This is a genomic window from Variovorax sp. GW823-FHT04F07, assembly GCF_058795995.1.
Map to the genome: position 1 here is coordinate 116,930 of NZ_JBXAIG010000009.1, position 13,795 is coordinate 130,724.

Annotated in this window: 12 protein-coding genes and 1 pseudogene; 4 read left to right on the forward strand and 9 right to left on the reverse strand. The window is 68.9% G+C overall.

Annotation, left to right across the window (positions count from 1 at the left end):
• Nucleotides 1-11: 11 nt before the first annotated feature.
• Nucleotides 12-1,697: an arginine--tRNA ligase gene (gene argS, locus AC1RAA_RS29135; RefSeq protein WP_070063731.1), complete on the reverse strand. Its 1,686-nt coding sequence runs from the start codon at nucleotides 1,695-1,697 to the stop codon at nucleotides 12-14.
• A gap of 132 nt (nucleotides 1,698-1,829) precedes the next feature.
• On the opposite strand from argS, the gene AC1RAA_RS29140 reads away from it, so the two are divergent.
• The gene (locus tag AC1RAA_RS29140) at nucleotides 1,830-2,195 is read left to right on the forward strand and encodes a hypothetical protein (RefSeq protein WP_062479731.1); all 366 of its coding nucleotides are present in this window, start codon (nucleotides 1,830-1,832) and stop codon (nucleotides 2,193-2,195) included.
• Nucleotides 2,196-2,291: 96 nt separating this feature from the next.
• Here the strand turns inward: AC1RAA_RS29140 and AC1RAA_RS29145 are convergent, their stop codons facing one another.
• The 4 genes from AC1RAA_RS29145 to AC1RAA_RS29160 form a co-directional block, all read right to left on the reverse strand.
• The gene (locus AC1RAA_RS29145; protein WP_056584391.1) at nucleotides 2,292-2,744 is read right to left on the reverse strand and encodes a DUF2214 family protein; all 453 of its coding nucleotides are present in this window, start codon (nucleotides 2,742-2,744) and stop codon (nucleotides 2,292-2,294) included.
• 64 nt (nucleotides 2,745-2,808) lie between these two features.
• Nucleotides 2,809-3,735, reverse strand: coding sequence for a LysR family transcriptional regulator (locus AC1RAA_RS29150; protein WP_070063730.1), 927 nt, complete (start codon nucleotides 3,733-3,735; stop codon nucleotides 2,809-2,811).
• Between the two features lie 32 nt (nucleotides 3,736-3,767).
• Nucleotides 3,768-4,958: a CaiB/BaiF CoA transferase family protein gene (locus tag AC1RAA_RS29155; RefSeq protein ID WP_070063729.1), complete on the reverse strand. Its 1,191-nt coding sequence runs from the start codon at nucleotides 4,956-4,958 to the stop codon at nucleotides 3,768-3,770.
• Complete coding sequence (locus tag AC1RAA_RS29160) at nucleotides 4,951-5,886, reverse strand: hydroxymethylglutaryl-CoA lyase (protein WP_095949701.1); 936 nt, start codon at nucleotides 5,884-5,886, stop codon at nucleotides 4,951-4,953. Before AC1RAA_RS29160 ends, AC1RAA_RS29155 begins: the two co-directional genes overlap by 8 nt.
• 89 nt (nucleotides 5,887-5,975) lie before the next feature.
• Between AC1RAA_RS29160 and AC1RAA_RS29165 the strand changes: the two genes are divergently transcribed.
• Nucleotides 5,976-6,716: an IclR family transcriptional regulator gene (locus AC1RAA_RS29165; RefSeq protein ID WP_070063727.1), complete on the forward strand. Its 741-nt coding sequence runs from the start codon at nucleotides 5,976-5,978 to the stop codon at nucleotides 6,714-6,716.
• A 3-nt stretch (nucleotides 6,717-6,719) separates the two neighbouring features.
• On the opposite strand, the gene AC1RAA_RS29170 is transcribed toward AC1RAA_RS29165, so the two are convergent.
• Both AC1RAA_RS29170 and hisC read right to left on the reverse strand, forming a co-directional pair.
• Nucleotides 6,720-7,688 carry a Bug family tripartite tricarboxylate transporter substrate binding protein gene (locus AC1RAA_RS29170; protein ID WP_492732357.1) on the reverse strand — a complete coding sequence of 323 codons (969 nt, stop codon included), beginning with the start codon at nucleotides 7,686-7,688 and terminating at the stop codon, nucleotides 6,720-6,722.
• 53 nt (nucleotides 7,689-7,741) lie between these two features.
• Nucleotides 7,742-8,725, reverse strand: a pseudogene (hisC, locus tag AC1RAA_RS29175) (histidinol-phosphate transaminase); the annotation flags it as partial.
• Nucleotides 8,726-8,980: 255 nt separating this feature from the next.
• Between hisC and AC1RAA_RS29180 the strand changes: the two are divergent.
• Together AC1RAA_RS29180 and AC1RAA_RS29185 are read left to right on the forward strand one after the other, a co-directional pair.
• On the forward strand, nucleotides 8,981-11,155 hold the full coding sequence (locus AC1RAA_RS29180; protein ID WP_070063724.1) for a malate synthase G: 2,175 nt from the start codon (nucleotides 8,981-8,983) through the stop codon (nucleotides 11,153-11,155).
• A 151-nt stretch (nucleotides 11,156-11,306) separates the two neighbouring features.
• Nucleotides 11,307-12,581, forward strand: coding sequence for an MFS transporter (locus AC1RAA_RS29185; protein WP_492732359.1), 1,275 nt, complete (start codon nucleotides 11,307-11,309; stop codon nucleotides 12,579-12,581).
• Between the two features lie 16 nt (nucleotides 12,582-12,597).
• Here the strand turns inward: AC1RAA_RS29185 and AC1RAA_RS29190 are convergent, their stop codons facing one another.
• Together AC1RAA_RS29190 and AC1RAA_RS29195 are read right to left on the reverse strand one after the other, a co-directional pair.
• Complete coding sequence (locus AC1RAA_RS29190; protein ID WP_492732361.1) at nucleotides 12,598-13,380, reverse strand: hypothetical protein; 783 nt, start codon at nucleotides 13,378-13,380, stop codon at nucleotides 12,598-12,600.
• On the reverse strand, nucleotides 13,373-13,600 hold the full coding sequence (locus AC1RAA_RS29195; protein WP_062479749.1) for a hypothetical protein: 228 nt from the start codon (nucleotides 13,598-13,600) through the stop codon (nucleotides 13,373-13,375). The genes AC1RAA_RS29190 and AC1RAA_RS29195 overlap by 8 nt, the downstream gene beginning before the upstream one ends.
• Nucleotides 13,601-13,795: the final 195 nt, after the last annotated feature.

The following is a 13,795-nucleotide window of genomic DNA, read 5'->3' on the forward strand; positions in this document are numbered from 1 at the left end:
CAGAGGGTGATTCACATCTTGCTCGGCGCACTGACGCCGAGGATCGCGAGGCCATTGTGCAGCACCTGCGCGGCCGCTGCGACGAGTGCGAGACGCGCCAGCTTGACCGGCTCGTCGTCCACCAGGATGCGCTCGGCATCGTAGTAGCTGTGGTAGCTGGCCGCGAGTTCGCGCAGGTAGAAAGTCACGTCGTGCGGGGCGAAATCCTTCGCTGCCGCCGTCAGCATGGCCGGGTACTTGGCCAGCAGCAGCATCAGCGCCTGGGCTGCCGGGCTGTCCAGCGGCGACAGGTCGACCGCCTTGAGCGCGGCCACGTCGCCACCCCACGCCGCGAGCACCGAGCAGATGCGCGCGTGGGCGTACTGCACGTAGTACACGGGGTTGTCGTTGTTCTTGGTGACCGCGAGGTCGACGTCGAAGGTGTATTCGGTGTCGGGCTTGCGGCTGAGCAGGAAGAAGCGCACGGCATCGGTGCTGGTCCACTCGATCAGGTCGCGCAGCGTGACGTAGCTGCCGGCGCGCTTGCTGATCTTGACCTCTTCGCCGCCCTTCATGACGCGCACCATGGTGTGCAGCACGTAGTCGGGGTAGCCCTCGGGAATGCCTTCGCCGGCGGCCTGCAGGCCGGCGCGCACGCGCGCGATCGTGCCGTGGTGGTCGGTGCCCTGGATGTTCACGACCTTGTGGAAACCGCGCTCCCACTTGGCGATGTGGTACGCGACGTCGGGCACGAAGTAGGTGTACGTGCCGTCCTGCTTCTTCATCACGCGGTCTTTGTCGTCGCCGTAGTCGGTCGACTTCAGCCACAGCGCGCCGTCCTGCTCGTAGGTCTTGCCGGCGGCCACGAGCTTGGCCACGGCCGCCTCGACGCGGCCGCTGGTGTAGAGGCTGGACTCGAGGTAGTAGTTGTCGAAGCGCACGCGGAAGGCCTGCAGATCGAGGTCCTGCTCGCGGCGCAGGTAGGCCACGGCGAATTCGCGGATGCTGTCCAGGTCGTCGATGTCACCGCTGGCGGTGTACTCGCGGTCGTCCGACTTGACGGTCTTCTTGGCCTTGAAGTCTTCGGCGATGTCGGCGATGTAGTCGCCGTTGTAGGCCGGGGCTTTTTCGCCGCTGGGCCACTCGGGGTCGCCGGGCTTGAAGCCCTTGGCGCGCAGCTGCGTGCTGTTGGCCAGCGTCTGGATCTGCACGCCGGCGTCGTTGTAATAGAACTCGCGCCACACGCTCTGGCCCTGCGAAGCCTGCAGGTTGCAGATGGCGTCGCCCAGCGCGGCCTGGCGGCCGTGGCCGACGTGCAGCGGGCCGGTCGGGTTGGCCGAGACGAACTCGACCAGCACCTTTTCGCCGGTGGCGGGCTGCTGGCCGAAGGTTTCGCCGGCGGCCAGCACCTCGCGCACGATCTGCTGCTTGGCGGCAGCCTTCAGGCGGATGTTGAGGAAGCCGGGGCCGGCGATCTCGATGGCCTCGACCCATTGGCCGAAAGCGGGGGTGGCGAGCAGCGCAGCGCTCAGTTCCTCGGCCAGTTCGCGGGGCTTGCGCCCCAGCGGCTTGGCGAGCTGCATGGCAGCGGTGCTGGCGAAATCGCCGTGCGCCGCCACCTTGGGCGACTCGAACGCGGCTTTGGCGCCAGCGCCGGGAGAGAGGGTTTCGAGCGTGTTCGCGAGCGCCGCGAGCAGCTCCTGTTTGACCAATAGCATCTGTGAATTTTACCGGGGGCAAACCCGGACCCAGTTAACGATCGTCATCCGATGGGCGATGTCGCCCGTTAGGATGGTCGGCCCCGAGGCGGGGCGTCTGTCACAACCCAACCTTGCAAGGACATATCCACCATGAAGAAGCTCCTTTCCCTGGTCGCCTCCACCGTCGCGCTCGGCGCCTGCCTGTCGTTCAGCGCCTACGCGCAGGACAAGGCACCCGCCCCGGTCGTGGCCCCCGCTGCCGCCGCCGCACCTGCGGCAGCCCCTGCCGCTGCGGCCGCACCCGCCGGTGGCGCCAGCTGCGATGCCAAGGCGATCGACAAGAACGGCAAGCCCCTGGCCGGCGCCGCCAAGAACAGCTTCATGAAGAAGTGCACCAAGGCCGCCGCCGCACCCGCCTGCGCCGCCAAGGCGGTCGACAAGAACGGCAAGGCCCTGGCCGGTGCCGCCAAGAACAGCTTCATGAAGAAGTGCGAAGCCGACGCGGCCAAGGCCTGATCCGGCGCGGCGCCGCCCTGCGGCGCTGACATTTGTTACCCCCCGAAGTCAAAGGGCCCGCTCACGCGGGCCTTTTCTTTTTGTCTTTTGTATTGATTACTTGCCGAAGCCGCGCGCCAGGAACACCGCCACCAGCGGGATCAGCGCGATCAGGTGCGCCTGGATCATCACCAGCTTGCGCGTCTTCAGGATGTCGGCCTCCGCCGGCAGCTTGCCCGTGGCGCGCAGCGTCTTGCGCCAGCGGAAGTAGGTCAGCGTCGGGAAGATCGACAGCACGCCCACGATGATGAACAGCGTGAGCTTCACGTGCAGCAGCGGGTTGGTCCAGTACCAGGCCGTGCCCTTCACGCCCCACCAGGTGCGCGCGATGCCGGTGGCCAGCACCGCGATGGCGGCGATGCCGTAGACCATGTCGACCTTGGCCAGCCGCTCGACCACGGCGGCATTGAGCCATTGCACGCGGCACAGCGCGGCTTCACTGGAGATGAACACGACCATCGTGAGGATGGCCAACAGATGCAGGTAGGCGAGGATGGCTTCGAGGGTCATCGGAAACTTTCTTCATCGGGGTTGCAAGCAAATGCAAAAAGCATTGTGCCGCCCGGTCACGATTTCAGGACCGCCCGCCCCAGAATTCCGGCTGCCCGTACTGCGCTTTGAGGAAATCAAGCCACAGTCGCACGCGCAGCGGCAGGTGCTTGGTGCCTGTGAACACCGCATAGATGCCGTTGGGCGGCGCGGCAAAGTCGTCGAGCAGGGGCACGAGCAGCCCGGCGTCGATCTCGGCCTCGACCTCCCAGGTGCTGCGCCAGGCGATGCCGTGGCCTGCCAGGCACCAGTCGTGCAGCACCTGGCCGTCGGAACAATCGAGCGGGCCGCTGGGGCGCAGGTGAATCAGTTCCTGCACGCCCTCCTCGCTGGTAATGCGAAAGGCCCAGCCGCGCGTCTGCGAGGCGTCGCTCGACAGCGTGAGGCAGGCAAAGCGCGACAGTTCGCTCGGGTGTTTGGGCGCGCCGTGGCGGCGCAGGAACTCGGGCGTGGCGACGCAGCGGCGGCGGTTGTCGGCCAGGCGCACGCTCACCAGCGACGAGTCGGGCAGGTCGCCCACGCGCACGGCGCAGTCGAAGCTCTCGCCCGTGACGTCGACCACGCGGTCGCTGAGGTTCAGCGAGATCGTCACCTCGGGATGCAGCGCATGAAAGCGCGGCACCAGCGGCGCGACGTGGCGGCGGCCGAAGCCGGCCGGCGCGGTCACGCGCAGGTGGCCGCTGGCTTTCACGCCGCCGGCGCTCACGCTGGCCTCGGCGTTCGCGAACTCGGTCAGGAGGCGCTGACAGTCTTCGAGAAAGGCGCTGCCCTCGTGCGTGAGCGCGATGCGCCGCGTGGTGCGCACCAGCAGCTTGACGCCCAGGCGCTCTTCGAGCGCGTCGATGCGACGGCCCATGATCGCGGGCGCCACGCCTTCCGCCTTGGCCGCCGCGGTGAGGCTGCCGCGGGTCGCGACCGAGACAAAGGATTCGAGCTGCTTGAGGCGGTCCATGGCGCGGGAACTATATCGCCCGCCACCGAAGATCAGTCACCGGCCGTGACGCCCTGCGCCCGCAGCGCGGCGATGTCGCCGTCGCTGTAGCCCACTTCCTTCAGCAGCGCCGCGCTGTGCTCGCCGATGTGCGGCGGCTGCAGCCGGATGCCGGGGCGTTCGCCGCCGAGCGTGAACGGCGCGAGCGGCACCTTGGCCATGTGGCCGTCGTTCATGCGCACGGGCGCGAGGCCGCCGGTGGCGTTGAGGTGCGGGTCGTCGAACAATTCTTGCGGCTTGGTGATGGGCGCGAAGGGCAGCTCGTTCTGCTCGAACACCGCGCTCAGTTCGGCCGCGCTGTGGTTGGCGAGGTGCGAGCGCAGGATCGGCATCATCCACTCGCGTGCGCGCACGCGGTCGTTGTTGGTCTTCAGGCGCGGATCGGCCAGCATCTCCTCGAGGCCGAAGGCCTTGCAGAAGATGGCCCACTGCTTGTCGCTCACAGCCGCCAGGAAGATCTGCTCGCCGTCCTTCACCGTGAACACGTCGTACACGGCCCAGGCCGAGATGCGGCTGGGCATCGGGTCGGCGGCCTTGCCCGTGGCGGCGAACTGCATCATGTGCTGCGCGACGAGGAACACGTTGTTCTCGAACAGCGCCGACTGCACCTCGCAGCCCTTGCCGGTGAGCTCGCGCTGGCGCAGCGCGGCCATCGCACCGATGGCGCCGAACATGCCGCCCATGATGTCGTTCACGCTGGTGCCCGCGCGCAGCGGGTCGCCGGCACGGCCGGTCATGTAGGCCAGGCCGCCCATCATCTGCACCACCTCGTCGAGGGCCGTGCGGTGGTCGTACGGACCGGGCAAAAAGCCCTTGTGGCTCACGTAGATGAGGCGCGGGTTGAGCTTGGCGAGCGTGTCGTAGTCGAGCCCCAGCTTCTTCATCGTGCCGGGCTTGAAGTTCTCGCTCACGATGTCGGCGGTGGCGATGAGGCGCAGCGCGGCCTCCACGCCCTCGGGCTTCTTCAGGTCGAGCGCGATGCTCTTCTTGTTGCGGTTGAAGGTCGGGAAGAAGCCCGCACCCGAGCCCAGCAGGCGGCGCGTGTTGTCGCCTTCGATGGGCTCGACCTTGATGACCTCGGCGCCCAGGTCGGCCAGCAGCAGGCCGCAGGTCGGGCCCATGACCATGTGGGTGAACTCGACGACGCGCACGCCCGCGTAGGGCAAGGGATTGGCTTCAGACATGAGAGGTGGTTTCCTGGACAAAGCCCTTGGGCAGGCCGGCTTCGGGCGTCATGCCGTAGACCGGCTCGCCGGGCAGGCCGGCCTTGAGCGGCGCGCGCGCCGCGATGAGTTTGTCGATGTCGATGCCGGTGCGCACGCCCATGGCCTCGAACATGAAGACGAGGTCTTCGGTGACCGCATTGCCCGACGCGCCCGGCGCATACGGGCAGCCGCCGAGGCCACCGAGCGAGGCGTCGAAGGTGCGCACGCCCTCGTCCCACGCGGCCAGGCAGTTGGCAATGCCCAGGCCGCGCGTGTTGTGCATGTGGGCCGCGCCCGCGTGCACGCCGAGTTCGGCGCGCAGCCGCTTGAAGAGGCGGCGCACCTGTGCGGGGTTCGCATAACCCACGGTGTCCGACAGGCCGACCTCCTGCGCACCGGCCTCGACGCACTGCACGGCCAGGCGGATCACGTCGTCTTCCGGCACCAAGCCCTGCAGCGTGCAGCCGAAGGCGGTGGAGATGCCGGCTTCGAGCTTCACCTGCGGCGCGAGGGCTCCGCGCAGCTCGGCGATGGCGCGCACCTCCTCGACCATCTCGGTCGGCGTCTTGCGCACGTTGGCCAGCGAATGCGCCACGCTGGCCGACACCGGCATCGTGAGCTTGTGCACGCCGGCTTCGAGCGCGGCCTGCGCGCCCTTGCGGTTGGGCACCAGCGCCATCACCACGAGGCCGGGCAGCGTGATGGCATGGCGCACCACCTCGGCGGCGTCGGCCATCTGCGGCAGCAGCTTCGCGGGCACGAACGAGGCGACCTCGATCTCGCGCAGGCCGGCGGCATGCAGCGCATCGATCCAGCGCAGCTTGTCGGCCGTGGGCATGGTGGCCTTCACGGACTGCAGGCCGTCGCGCGGACCGACCTCGCTGATGAGAACGTCGGGGGAGGTCATCGGGTGCTTTCTTGACTGTTCTATCTTGCAGAACTATATTCTGTTAAACAGAATTAAATCGGCAAGCCTGCCGACTGTCAAGCCACGCCATGCCCCGCAAAGCCCAGACCGAATCGGTGTCCGACCTCAACGCCGCCCCCGGCGGCGCCGCCGCGGTCGACCGCGCGCTGAGCCTGCTGTCGGCCTTCCGGCCCGGCGACGAGGCGCTGTCGCTCGCGCAGTTCGCCGAGCGCACGCAGCTCTACAAGAGCACGGTGCTGCGCCTGCTGGCCTCGCTCGAACATGCGCGGCTGATCCGCCGGCAGGACGACGGGCGCTACGCGCTGGGGCTGGAGATCGCGCGGCTGCACGGGCTGTATGCGGCGTCGCAGTCGCTCGACCGCCTCGTGCTGCCGGTGCTGCGCACGCTCGCCGCCGCCACCGGCGAAAGCGCGGCGTACCACGTGCGGCAGGACCAGGGCGACAGCTGGGTGCGGCTGTGCCAGTTCCGCGTCGATTCCTCGCACGTCGTGCGCGACCACGTGCGCGCAGGCGACCTGCTGCCCAACGACCGGGGCGCGGGCGCGCGCGTGCTGATCGCCTTCGGGCCCGAGGCCGAACGGCCGCGTGGCGCGAAGGAGCGCAAGCTGTACGACGCGATCCGCGCACAAGGCTATTGCGCGCTGGTGGGCGACCGCACGGCCGAACTGGCGGGCATCTCGGCGCCGGTGTTCCATGCGGATGGCGGCCTGGCCGCGGCGGTCACGCTGACGATGCCGACGCACCGCTATGACGCAGCCTACATCGAGCCCGTGCGCGCAGCGGCGAAGGCGCTCAGCGGGCAGGTCTGAGCATCAGGACTCCGCTTTGAAGCCGGAATTCTTGATCGGCAGTTCCCACCGCTTCAGGTGCGTCGCCTGGATGCTTGCCAGCTCCGCCGGCCCCGCATGCGCCGGCACGAGGCCCAGCGCGTAGATTTTTTCCTGCACATCGGGCATGCGCAGCGCGTCGGCCACGGCCTTGTCGATGCGCGCGACCAGCTCGGGCGACATGCCCGGCGGGCCGTACAACCCGAAGAAGGCATCGGCCGTCACATTGATGCCCGCTTCTTTCAGCGTCGGCACGTCGGGCAGCGCGCGGCTGCGCTTTTCGCCAGTCACCGCGAGGATGCGGACCTTGCCCGCGCGGTGGTGCTCGATGGTTTCCGAGGCGGTGTCGACCATCAGCGGCACCTGTCCGCCGATGAGGTCCTGCGCGGCCGGCGCGCCGCCGCGGTAGGCGACGTGCGTCATCGGCACGCCCGACGCCTGCGCCAGCAGCTGGCCCGCGAAGTGCGGCACCGTGCCGGCGCCCGAGGTCGCGTAGTTGGCCTTGCCCGGGTTGGCCTTCATCCAGGCCAGCACCGCCTTCAGGTCGCCCGCCGGTGCGCCCGGTCCGGCAGTCACGGCGAAGTCGAAGGTGCTGCCGAGCGAGATCGGCGTGAAGTCTTTCACCGTGTCGTAGCCGAGGTTCGCGTACAGCCACGGGTGGATCACCATCGCGCCGCTGGGCGAGAAGATCAGCACGCTGCCGTCCGGCGGCGAGCGCTTGAGTTCGGCCAGCGCGAGCCGGCCGGCCGCGCCGGGCTTGTTGTCGACGATGACGTTCTGTCCGAGCGACACGCGCATCTTGTCGGCCAGGATGCGCGCGACCACGTCGGCCGACCCGCCCGGCGGAAAGCCGATCAGGATGCGCACCGTGCGCTCCTGCGCGAACGCCATCGGCGCGAAGGCCGTGGCGGTGATGACGGCAGCGGCCTGCGCTGCGAACTGGCGGCGTTGCATGGGGCGGTCTCCTCGGGGTGGTTGTTCTTCGGTGCGCTCTGTGCGTGTAGCCGTCAGCGCAGCGCAGCCAGCAGCGCCTCGTTCTGCGCCGGCAGGCCGACGCTCACGCGCAGCCATTGCGGCAGCCCGTAGGGGCCGAGCAGCGAGACCTCGATGCCGGCGGCCAGCAGGCGCGCGTGCACGGCAGGCGCATCGCCGACCTGCACCATCAGGAAGTTGCCCGACGACGGCACGTGCGGCAGGCCCAGCGCGGCAAAGCCCGCGGCGAGCTGTTCGCGCCCGGCGGTGTTGAGTTCGTAGGTGCGCGCCAGGAAGTCGGCGTCGCCCAGCGCCGCCACGGCCGCGGCCTGGGCCGGCGTCGTCACGTTGAAGCGCGGGCGGTGCGCGTTCATGCGCGCCGTGAGCGCCGGCTGCGACACGCCGTAGCCGATGCGCAGCCCCGCCAGGCCGAAGGCCTTGGAGAAGGTGCGCGCCACGATCAGGTTGGGCAGGCGGCGCACCCATTCGATGCTGTCATAGCGCTGCGCGGGCGCCAGGTACTCGGTGTAGGCCTCGTCGAGCAGCACCGTCACGTGCGCGGGCACCGATTGCAGAAACTCGCGCAGCGGCGCAGCATCGATGAAGGTGCCGGTCGGGTTGTTCGGGTTGGCCACGAAGACCAGCTTGGTGTCGTCGCCGATGGCGGCGCGCATCGCGTCCAGGTCGTGGCCGAAATCGCGCGAAGGCACGACGGTGGCGCGCGCGTGGGCGTGCGCCGTGGCTGCCGCATAGACGATGAAGCCGTACTGCGAATAGACGACGTTCTCGCCCGGCTTGAGGCTGACCTGCGCCGCGAGCTCGAGGATTTCGCTCGACCCGCTGCCCAGCGTGAGCCACTCGGGCGGCACGTCCAGCCGCGCGGCCAGCGCCTGCTTGAGTGCGGTGCCGTTGCTGTCGGGGTAGTTGCCCGCACCTTCGAGGGCGGCGGCGGCGGCGCGGCGGGCCGACTCGGGCATGCCGAGCGGGTTTTCGTTGGAAGCCAGGAGGATCATTGCGGCGGGAGCTGATTATTTAAGAAGTTAAATATATACAGCTGCCACCGGCCCGGCCTCAGGGCCTACCCTTTGAAGCGGCGCTTGAGTTCCGATCGATTACCTTCATTTTTGTCACAGATAAATCTCACTTTCGGCCCTTACTGGCTCGCAAAGTATCGAATACAGTTCTCCCATGGCTTCACCTGGGGCAAGTGCGCCCCACTGCTGCGCCGCCCCCGATTTCCTGTTTTTTGCATTGCGTTCCCCAAGGAGAAACACATGACCGACCGCACCACCGCCCACCGACTCCAGGTCGCGACCGAACTGCACCGCTTCGTCGAAGAGAAGGTCCTGCCCGCCAGCGGCGTGGCCAGCGACGTGTTCTGGAAGGGCTTCGATGCCATCGTCCATGACCTGGCGCCCAAGAACGTCGCCCTGCTCGCCGAGCGCGACCGCCTGCAGAGCGAACTCGACGCCTGGCACAAGAAGAACCCCGGCCCGATCGCCGACATGCCGGCCTACCGCGCCTTCCTGGAAAAGATCGGCTACCTGCTGCCGCAGCCCAAGGGCGTGAAGGCCACCACGGCCAACGTCGACTCCGAACTCGCGCTGCAGGCCGGCCCGCAGCTGGTGGTGCCGATCCTGAACGCGCGCTACGCCCTGAACGCCGCCAACGCGCGCTGGGGTTCGCTGTACGACGCGCTGTACGGCACCGACGCCATTCCCGAAACCGGCGGCGCCGAAAAGGGCAAGGGCTACAACCCCGTGCGCGGCGCCAAGGTCATCGAGTTCGCACGCAACGTGCTCGACCAGGCCGCCCCGCTGGCCAACGGCTCGCACAAGAACGCCACCGGCTACAGCGTGAAGGACGGCCAGCTGGTCGTCGCGCTGCAGGGCAGCACCACCGGCCTGGCCGATGCGTCGCAGTTCGTCGGCTACCAGGGCGACGCCGCCGCGCCGTCGTCGGTGCTGCTCAAGCACAACGGCATCCACCTGGACATCCGCATCGACCGCAGCACCGCCATCGGCAAGAGCGATGCGGCCGGCGTGAGCGACCTCGTGCTCGAAGCCGCGCTCTCGACCATCCTCGACCTGGAAGACTCGGTAGCCGTGGTCGACGCGGCCGACAAGGTCGTCGCGTACGCGAACTGGCTGGGCATCGTGCAGGGCACGCTCACCGAAGAAGTCGCCAAGGGCGGCAAGACCTTCACGCGCGGCCTGAACGCCGACCGCGAGTACACGGGCGCCAACGGCCAGCCGCTGAAGCTGCACGGCCGCTCGCTCATGTTCCTGCGCAACGTGGGCCACCTGATGACCAACCCGGCCATCCTGTACGAAGGCGGCAAGGAAATCCCCGAAGGCATCCTGGACGCCGTGGTCACCACCACCATCGCCATGATCGACGTCAAGCGCAAGGGCAACTCGCGCACCGGCAGCATCTACATCGTCAAGCCCAAGATGCACGGCCCGGCCGAAGTGGCCTTTGCCAGCGAGCTGTTCGGCCGCGTCGAGCAGCTGCTCGGCCTGCCCGCCAACACCGTCAAGCTCGGCATCATGGACGAGGAGCGCCGCACCAGCGTGAACCTGCAGGCCTGCATCGCCGAAGCCGCCGCGCGCGTGGCCTTCATCAACACCGGCTTCCTGGACCGCACCGGCGACGAGATGCACACCGCCATGCAGGGCGGCCCGATGATCCGCAAGGGCGACATGAAGTCCAGCGCCTGGATCGGCGCCTACGAAAAGAACAACGTGCTCGTCGGCCTGAACTGCGGCCTGCGCGGCAAGGCGCAGATCGGCAAGGGCATGTGGGCCATGCCCGACCTGATGGCCGCCATGCTCGAGCAGAAGATCGCCCACCCCAAGGCCGGCGCCAACACCGCCTGGGTGCCCTCGCCCACCGCCGCCACGCTGCACGCGCTGCACTACCACCAGGTCAGCGTGACCGCCGTGCAGCAAGAGCTCGAGAAGATCGACGCCGACGGCGAGCGCGAGAACATCCTGAACGCGCTGCTGCAGGTGCCGATCGCTGCGCAGGCCAAGTGGACCGACGCCGAGAAGCAACAGGAAATCGACAACAACGTGCAGGGCATCCTGGGCTACGTGGTGCGCTGGGTCGACCAGGGCGTGGGCTGCTCGAAGGTGCCCGACATCCACAACGTCGGCCTCATGGAAGACCGTGCCACGCTGCGCATCTCGAGCCAGCACATCGCCAACTGGCTGCTGCACGGCGTGGTCACCAAGGCGCAGGTCGACGAGGCCTTCCAGCGCATGGCCAAGGTGGTCGACGAGCAGAACGCCGGCGACGCGCTGTACCAGCCGATGGCCGGCCACTTCGACACCTCGGCCGCCTACAAGGCCGCGCAGGACCTGGTGTTCAAGGGCATCGAGCAGCCCAGCGGCTACACCGAGCCGCTGCTGCACGCCTGGCGCCTGAAGGTCAAGGCCGCGGCCTGACGCGCGCCTTGCGCAGCGCCGGCCACCGCCGGCGCTGACGCCTCGGAGACACGCAACGAACGGCGCCCTCGGGCGCCGTTCTGCATGGGGCGCGACATGCCGGTAGCATCGACGCCGCCCTCTTCTCTCTCTCCGGTCTCCGTCTCTCCCGATGAACAAGCACGCGGCTTCGCCGCCCCCGACCCGCGGGTCGACCTCGGCCGCGGCCATGCTGGTCGCACTGGCCACCGCCTTCGCGCTGAGCCAGGCCTTTCGCACCGTCGGCGCCATGATGGCCACGCCGCTCACGCAGCACTTCGGCCTCACGCCGCAGGCGCTGGGCACGTGGGCCGGCACCTTCCATTTCACCTTCGGCATCATGCAGCTCGCGATGGGCGTGTCGATCGACCACTTCGGCGTGCGCCGCACCGTGCTCACCGCCTTTCCGCTGGCCATCGCGGGCGCCGCGCTGTGCACCGTGGCGCCGGGCTTCGGCGCGCTGCTGCTGGGGCAGGCGCTGATCGGCGTGGGCTGCGCGCCGGCCTTCCTGGCCTGCACCGTGTTCATCGCGCGGCACTTCGACGCCGCGCGCTTCACCGCCATGTCGGGGCTGGTGATGAGTCTCGCGGGCATGGGCATCCTGTTCACCGGCACGCCGCTGGCGCTGCTGATCGAGGCCGCCTCGTGGCGCGCCGGCTATGCCGCGCTGACCGCCTTCGCCGTGCTCTCGTGGATCGTCATCTTCTGGCGCGTGCACGAGCCCGCACGCACGACGACAACAACGATCGCATCGGACGAGCCCGCGCCCGAACGCCAGTCGCTGCGCCAGGCCGTGCGCGACCTGCTGCCGCTGTTCGCCATGCCGCACACGCTCGGGCTGCTGTGTTTCGCCTGCGTGTCGTATGCGGCCTTCATCACGCTGCGCGGCCTGTGGCTCGGCCCCGTGCTGCACGACCGCCACGGCCTCTCGCTCGTGGCCAGCGGCAACGTGGCGCTGGTGATGACCGTCGCCGGCATGGCCAGCCCCATGCTGTTCGGCCGCCTCGACCCCGGCGGTGCGCGCCGCACGCGCTGGATGATGCGCTGCGCCTTCGCCGGCGCGGCGATGTTCGCCATCATGGCCCTCACGCAATCGCGCGCCATCGACATCGGCCTGCCGATCGTCTACGGCATGCTGTCGGGCTACAGCGTGCTGCTGTACGCGTACACCAAGAACGCCTACCCGGCGGCCGTGACGGGCCGCGCGATGGCGCTGCTCAACATGGCCATGTTCCTGGGCGTCTCGCTGATGCAATGGACCACCGGCGTCGCCGCCTCCTGGGCCGTGGCCCAGGGCAGCGAGCCGTTCCGCGCGGTGTTCCTCACGGTGAGCGGGATGCTGGCGGCGGGGACGCTGGCGTTTTGGCTGCTGCCGCGGGCGAAGGTGCCAGTGCGTCCCACGCCCTGATCGCCGACACGCGGCCTCACACCGCATCCCCCAACCGCGCCCGCACCTCGCGCCGGCTCAACTGGCGCTTGGCGACGGCATAGACATCGTGACGCCCATACATGTCGAAGTGCGTGGGCAGGCCCGGCGCTGAACGTCGCGCCGCGCCGCAGCGCGTGACCATGCAGCGGCGCAGCACGTCGTAGCACCTGGGCTCCGGCTGTGCCATGCCTGCGCGCTCGGGAAACTTCGCCAGCACGACCTCGAACCAGCAGCCCTCGACGCAGTGCCACTGCGTGGTCTCGTCGATCACGTGGTAGACCGCGTAAGGCGTGTCGCCGCGCCGCGCGGCCCGGTCCACACGGCGCGCCGCGCGCGCCTCGCGCAGGCGCCGGTTCGGCAGCAGGATGCCGGTGACCGGGTGCACGAACAGCTCGACGCCCGGCGCTTCGTGCAGCGGCACGCCGTCGCGGGTTCCCCAGCGGTAGGGCCGCACCCGCACTTCGCCGTCGCACAGCACCGCGTCGCGCGCCACGAAGTCGTCGACGTGCAGGAAGATGTGCGCCTGCACCGTGCTGCGGCGATCGATGCCGCTGCACAGCTCGGCGTACACCTTGTCCCACGGCCGGTGCACCTGCTTGTGCAGCCAGCGCTTGAGCGGCTGGAGGTTTTCGCTCAGCCACTTCGGATGCTGCAGGCCGCGCTTCATGCCCAGGTGCGAACCGCGCTCGGGGCTGTTGCGCCACGGGCGGCCATCGCCCTGCACGCGCCAGCCGCCGCGCGGACGCTCGACGATCACCTTGTCCATGTCGTCACGCATCGTCGGCCCTCCGCCCGAAATCGCGCGCGGCCTTCTGCAGCGCCACCTTCTGCGCGCGCCGCTCGGCGCGGTGGGTGCGCAGGTGGCGGCCCGCGCCCTGGCTGGATTCGCGGCGCGCCATCGCGGCCACCACGGGATTGCGCGGTGCCGACGCGGGCACCGCAAAGTAGAACCGGCCCAGACGCTTGTCGTCGTCGCGGGCCTTTCGTTGAGCACTCATGTGCACACACTCCGAAAAAACAAAAAGGCCCCGGCGAATGCAGTTGCGCGCGGGGCCCTTGTCGATTCGGCCGCGGCGGATGCGAAGGTGCACATCCGGCCGGGGCGGTCGGTGTGCGTCAGGTGTTCAGTGAACGGTTCATTGAATGGTGTTCTCGCCCGGGAGGTTGATCGTCGCCGTGCGCGGTGTCTGGAA

Bases quoted from the DNA above. Each gene is read 5' to 3' on its own strand.
- AC1RAA_RS29185 (WP_492732359.1), top strand. From the start codon at position 11,307: ATGAACAAGCACGCGGCTTCGCCGCCCCCGACCCGCGGGTCGACCTCG.
- AC1RAA_RS29165 (WP_070063727.1), top strand. From the start codon at position 5,976: ATGCCCCGCAAAGCCCAGACCGAATCGGTGTCCGACCTCAACGCCGCC.
- AC1RAA_RS29190 (WP_492732361.1), bottom strand. From the start codon at position 13,380: ATGCGTGACGACATGGACAAGGTGATCGTCGAGCGTCCGCGCGGCGGC.
- AC1RAA_RS29170 (WP_492732357.1), bottom strand. From the start codon at position 7,688: ATGCAACGCCGCCAGTTCGCAGCGCAGGCCGCTGCCGTCATCACCGCC.
- AC1RAA_RS29140 (WP_062479731.1), top strand. From the start codon at position 1,830: ATGAAGAAGCTCCTTTCCCTGGTCGCCTCCACCGTCGCGCTCGGCGCC.
- AC1RAA_RS29180 (WP_070063724.1), top strand. From the start codon at position 8,981: ATGACCGACCGCACCACCGCCCACCGACTCCAGGTCGCGACCGAACTG.
- argS (WP_070063731.1), bottom strand. From the start codon at position 1,697: ATGCTATTGGTCAAACAGGAGCTGCTCGCGGCGCTCGCGAACACGCTC.
- AC1RAA_RS29160 (WP_095949701.1), bottom strand. From the start codon at position 5,886: ATGACCTCCCCCGACGTTCTCATCAGCGAGGTCGGTCCGCGCGACGGC.
- AC1RAA_RS29145 (WP_056584391.1), bottom strand. From the start codon at position 2,744: ATGACCCTCGAAGCCATCCTCGCCTACCTGCATCTGTTGGCCATCCTC.
- AC1RAA_RS29155 (WP_070063729.1), bottom strand. From the start codon at position 4,958: ATGTCTGAAGCCAATCCCTTGCCCTACGCGGGCGTGCGCGTCGTCGAG.
- AC1RAA_RS29150 (WP_070063730.1), bottom strand. From the start codon at position 3,735: ATGGACCGCCTCAAGCAGCTCGAATCCTTTGTCTCGGTCGCGACCCGC.
- AC1RAA_RS29195 (WP_062479749.1), bottom strand. From the start codon at position 13,600: ATGAGTGCTCAACGAAAGGCCCGCGACGACGACAAGCGTCTGGGCCGG.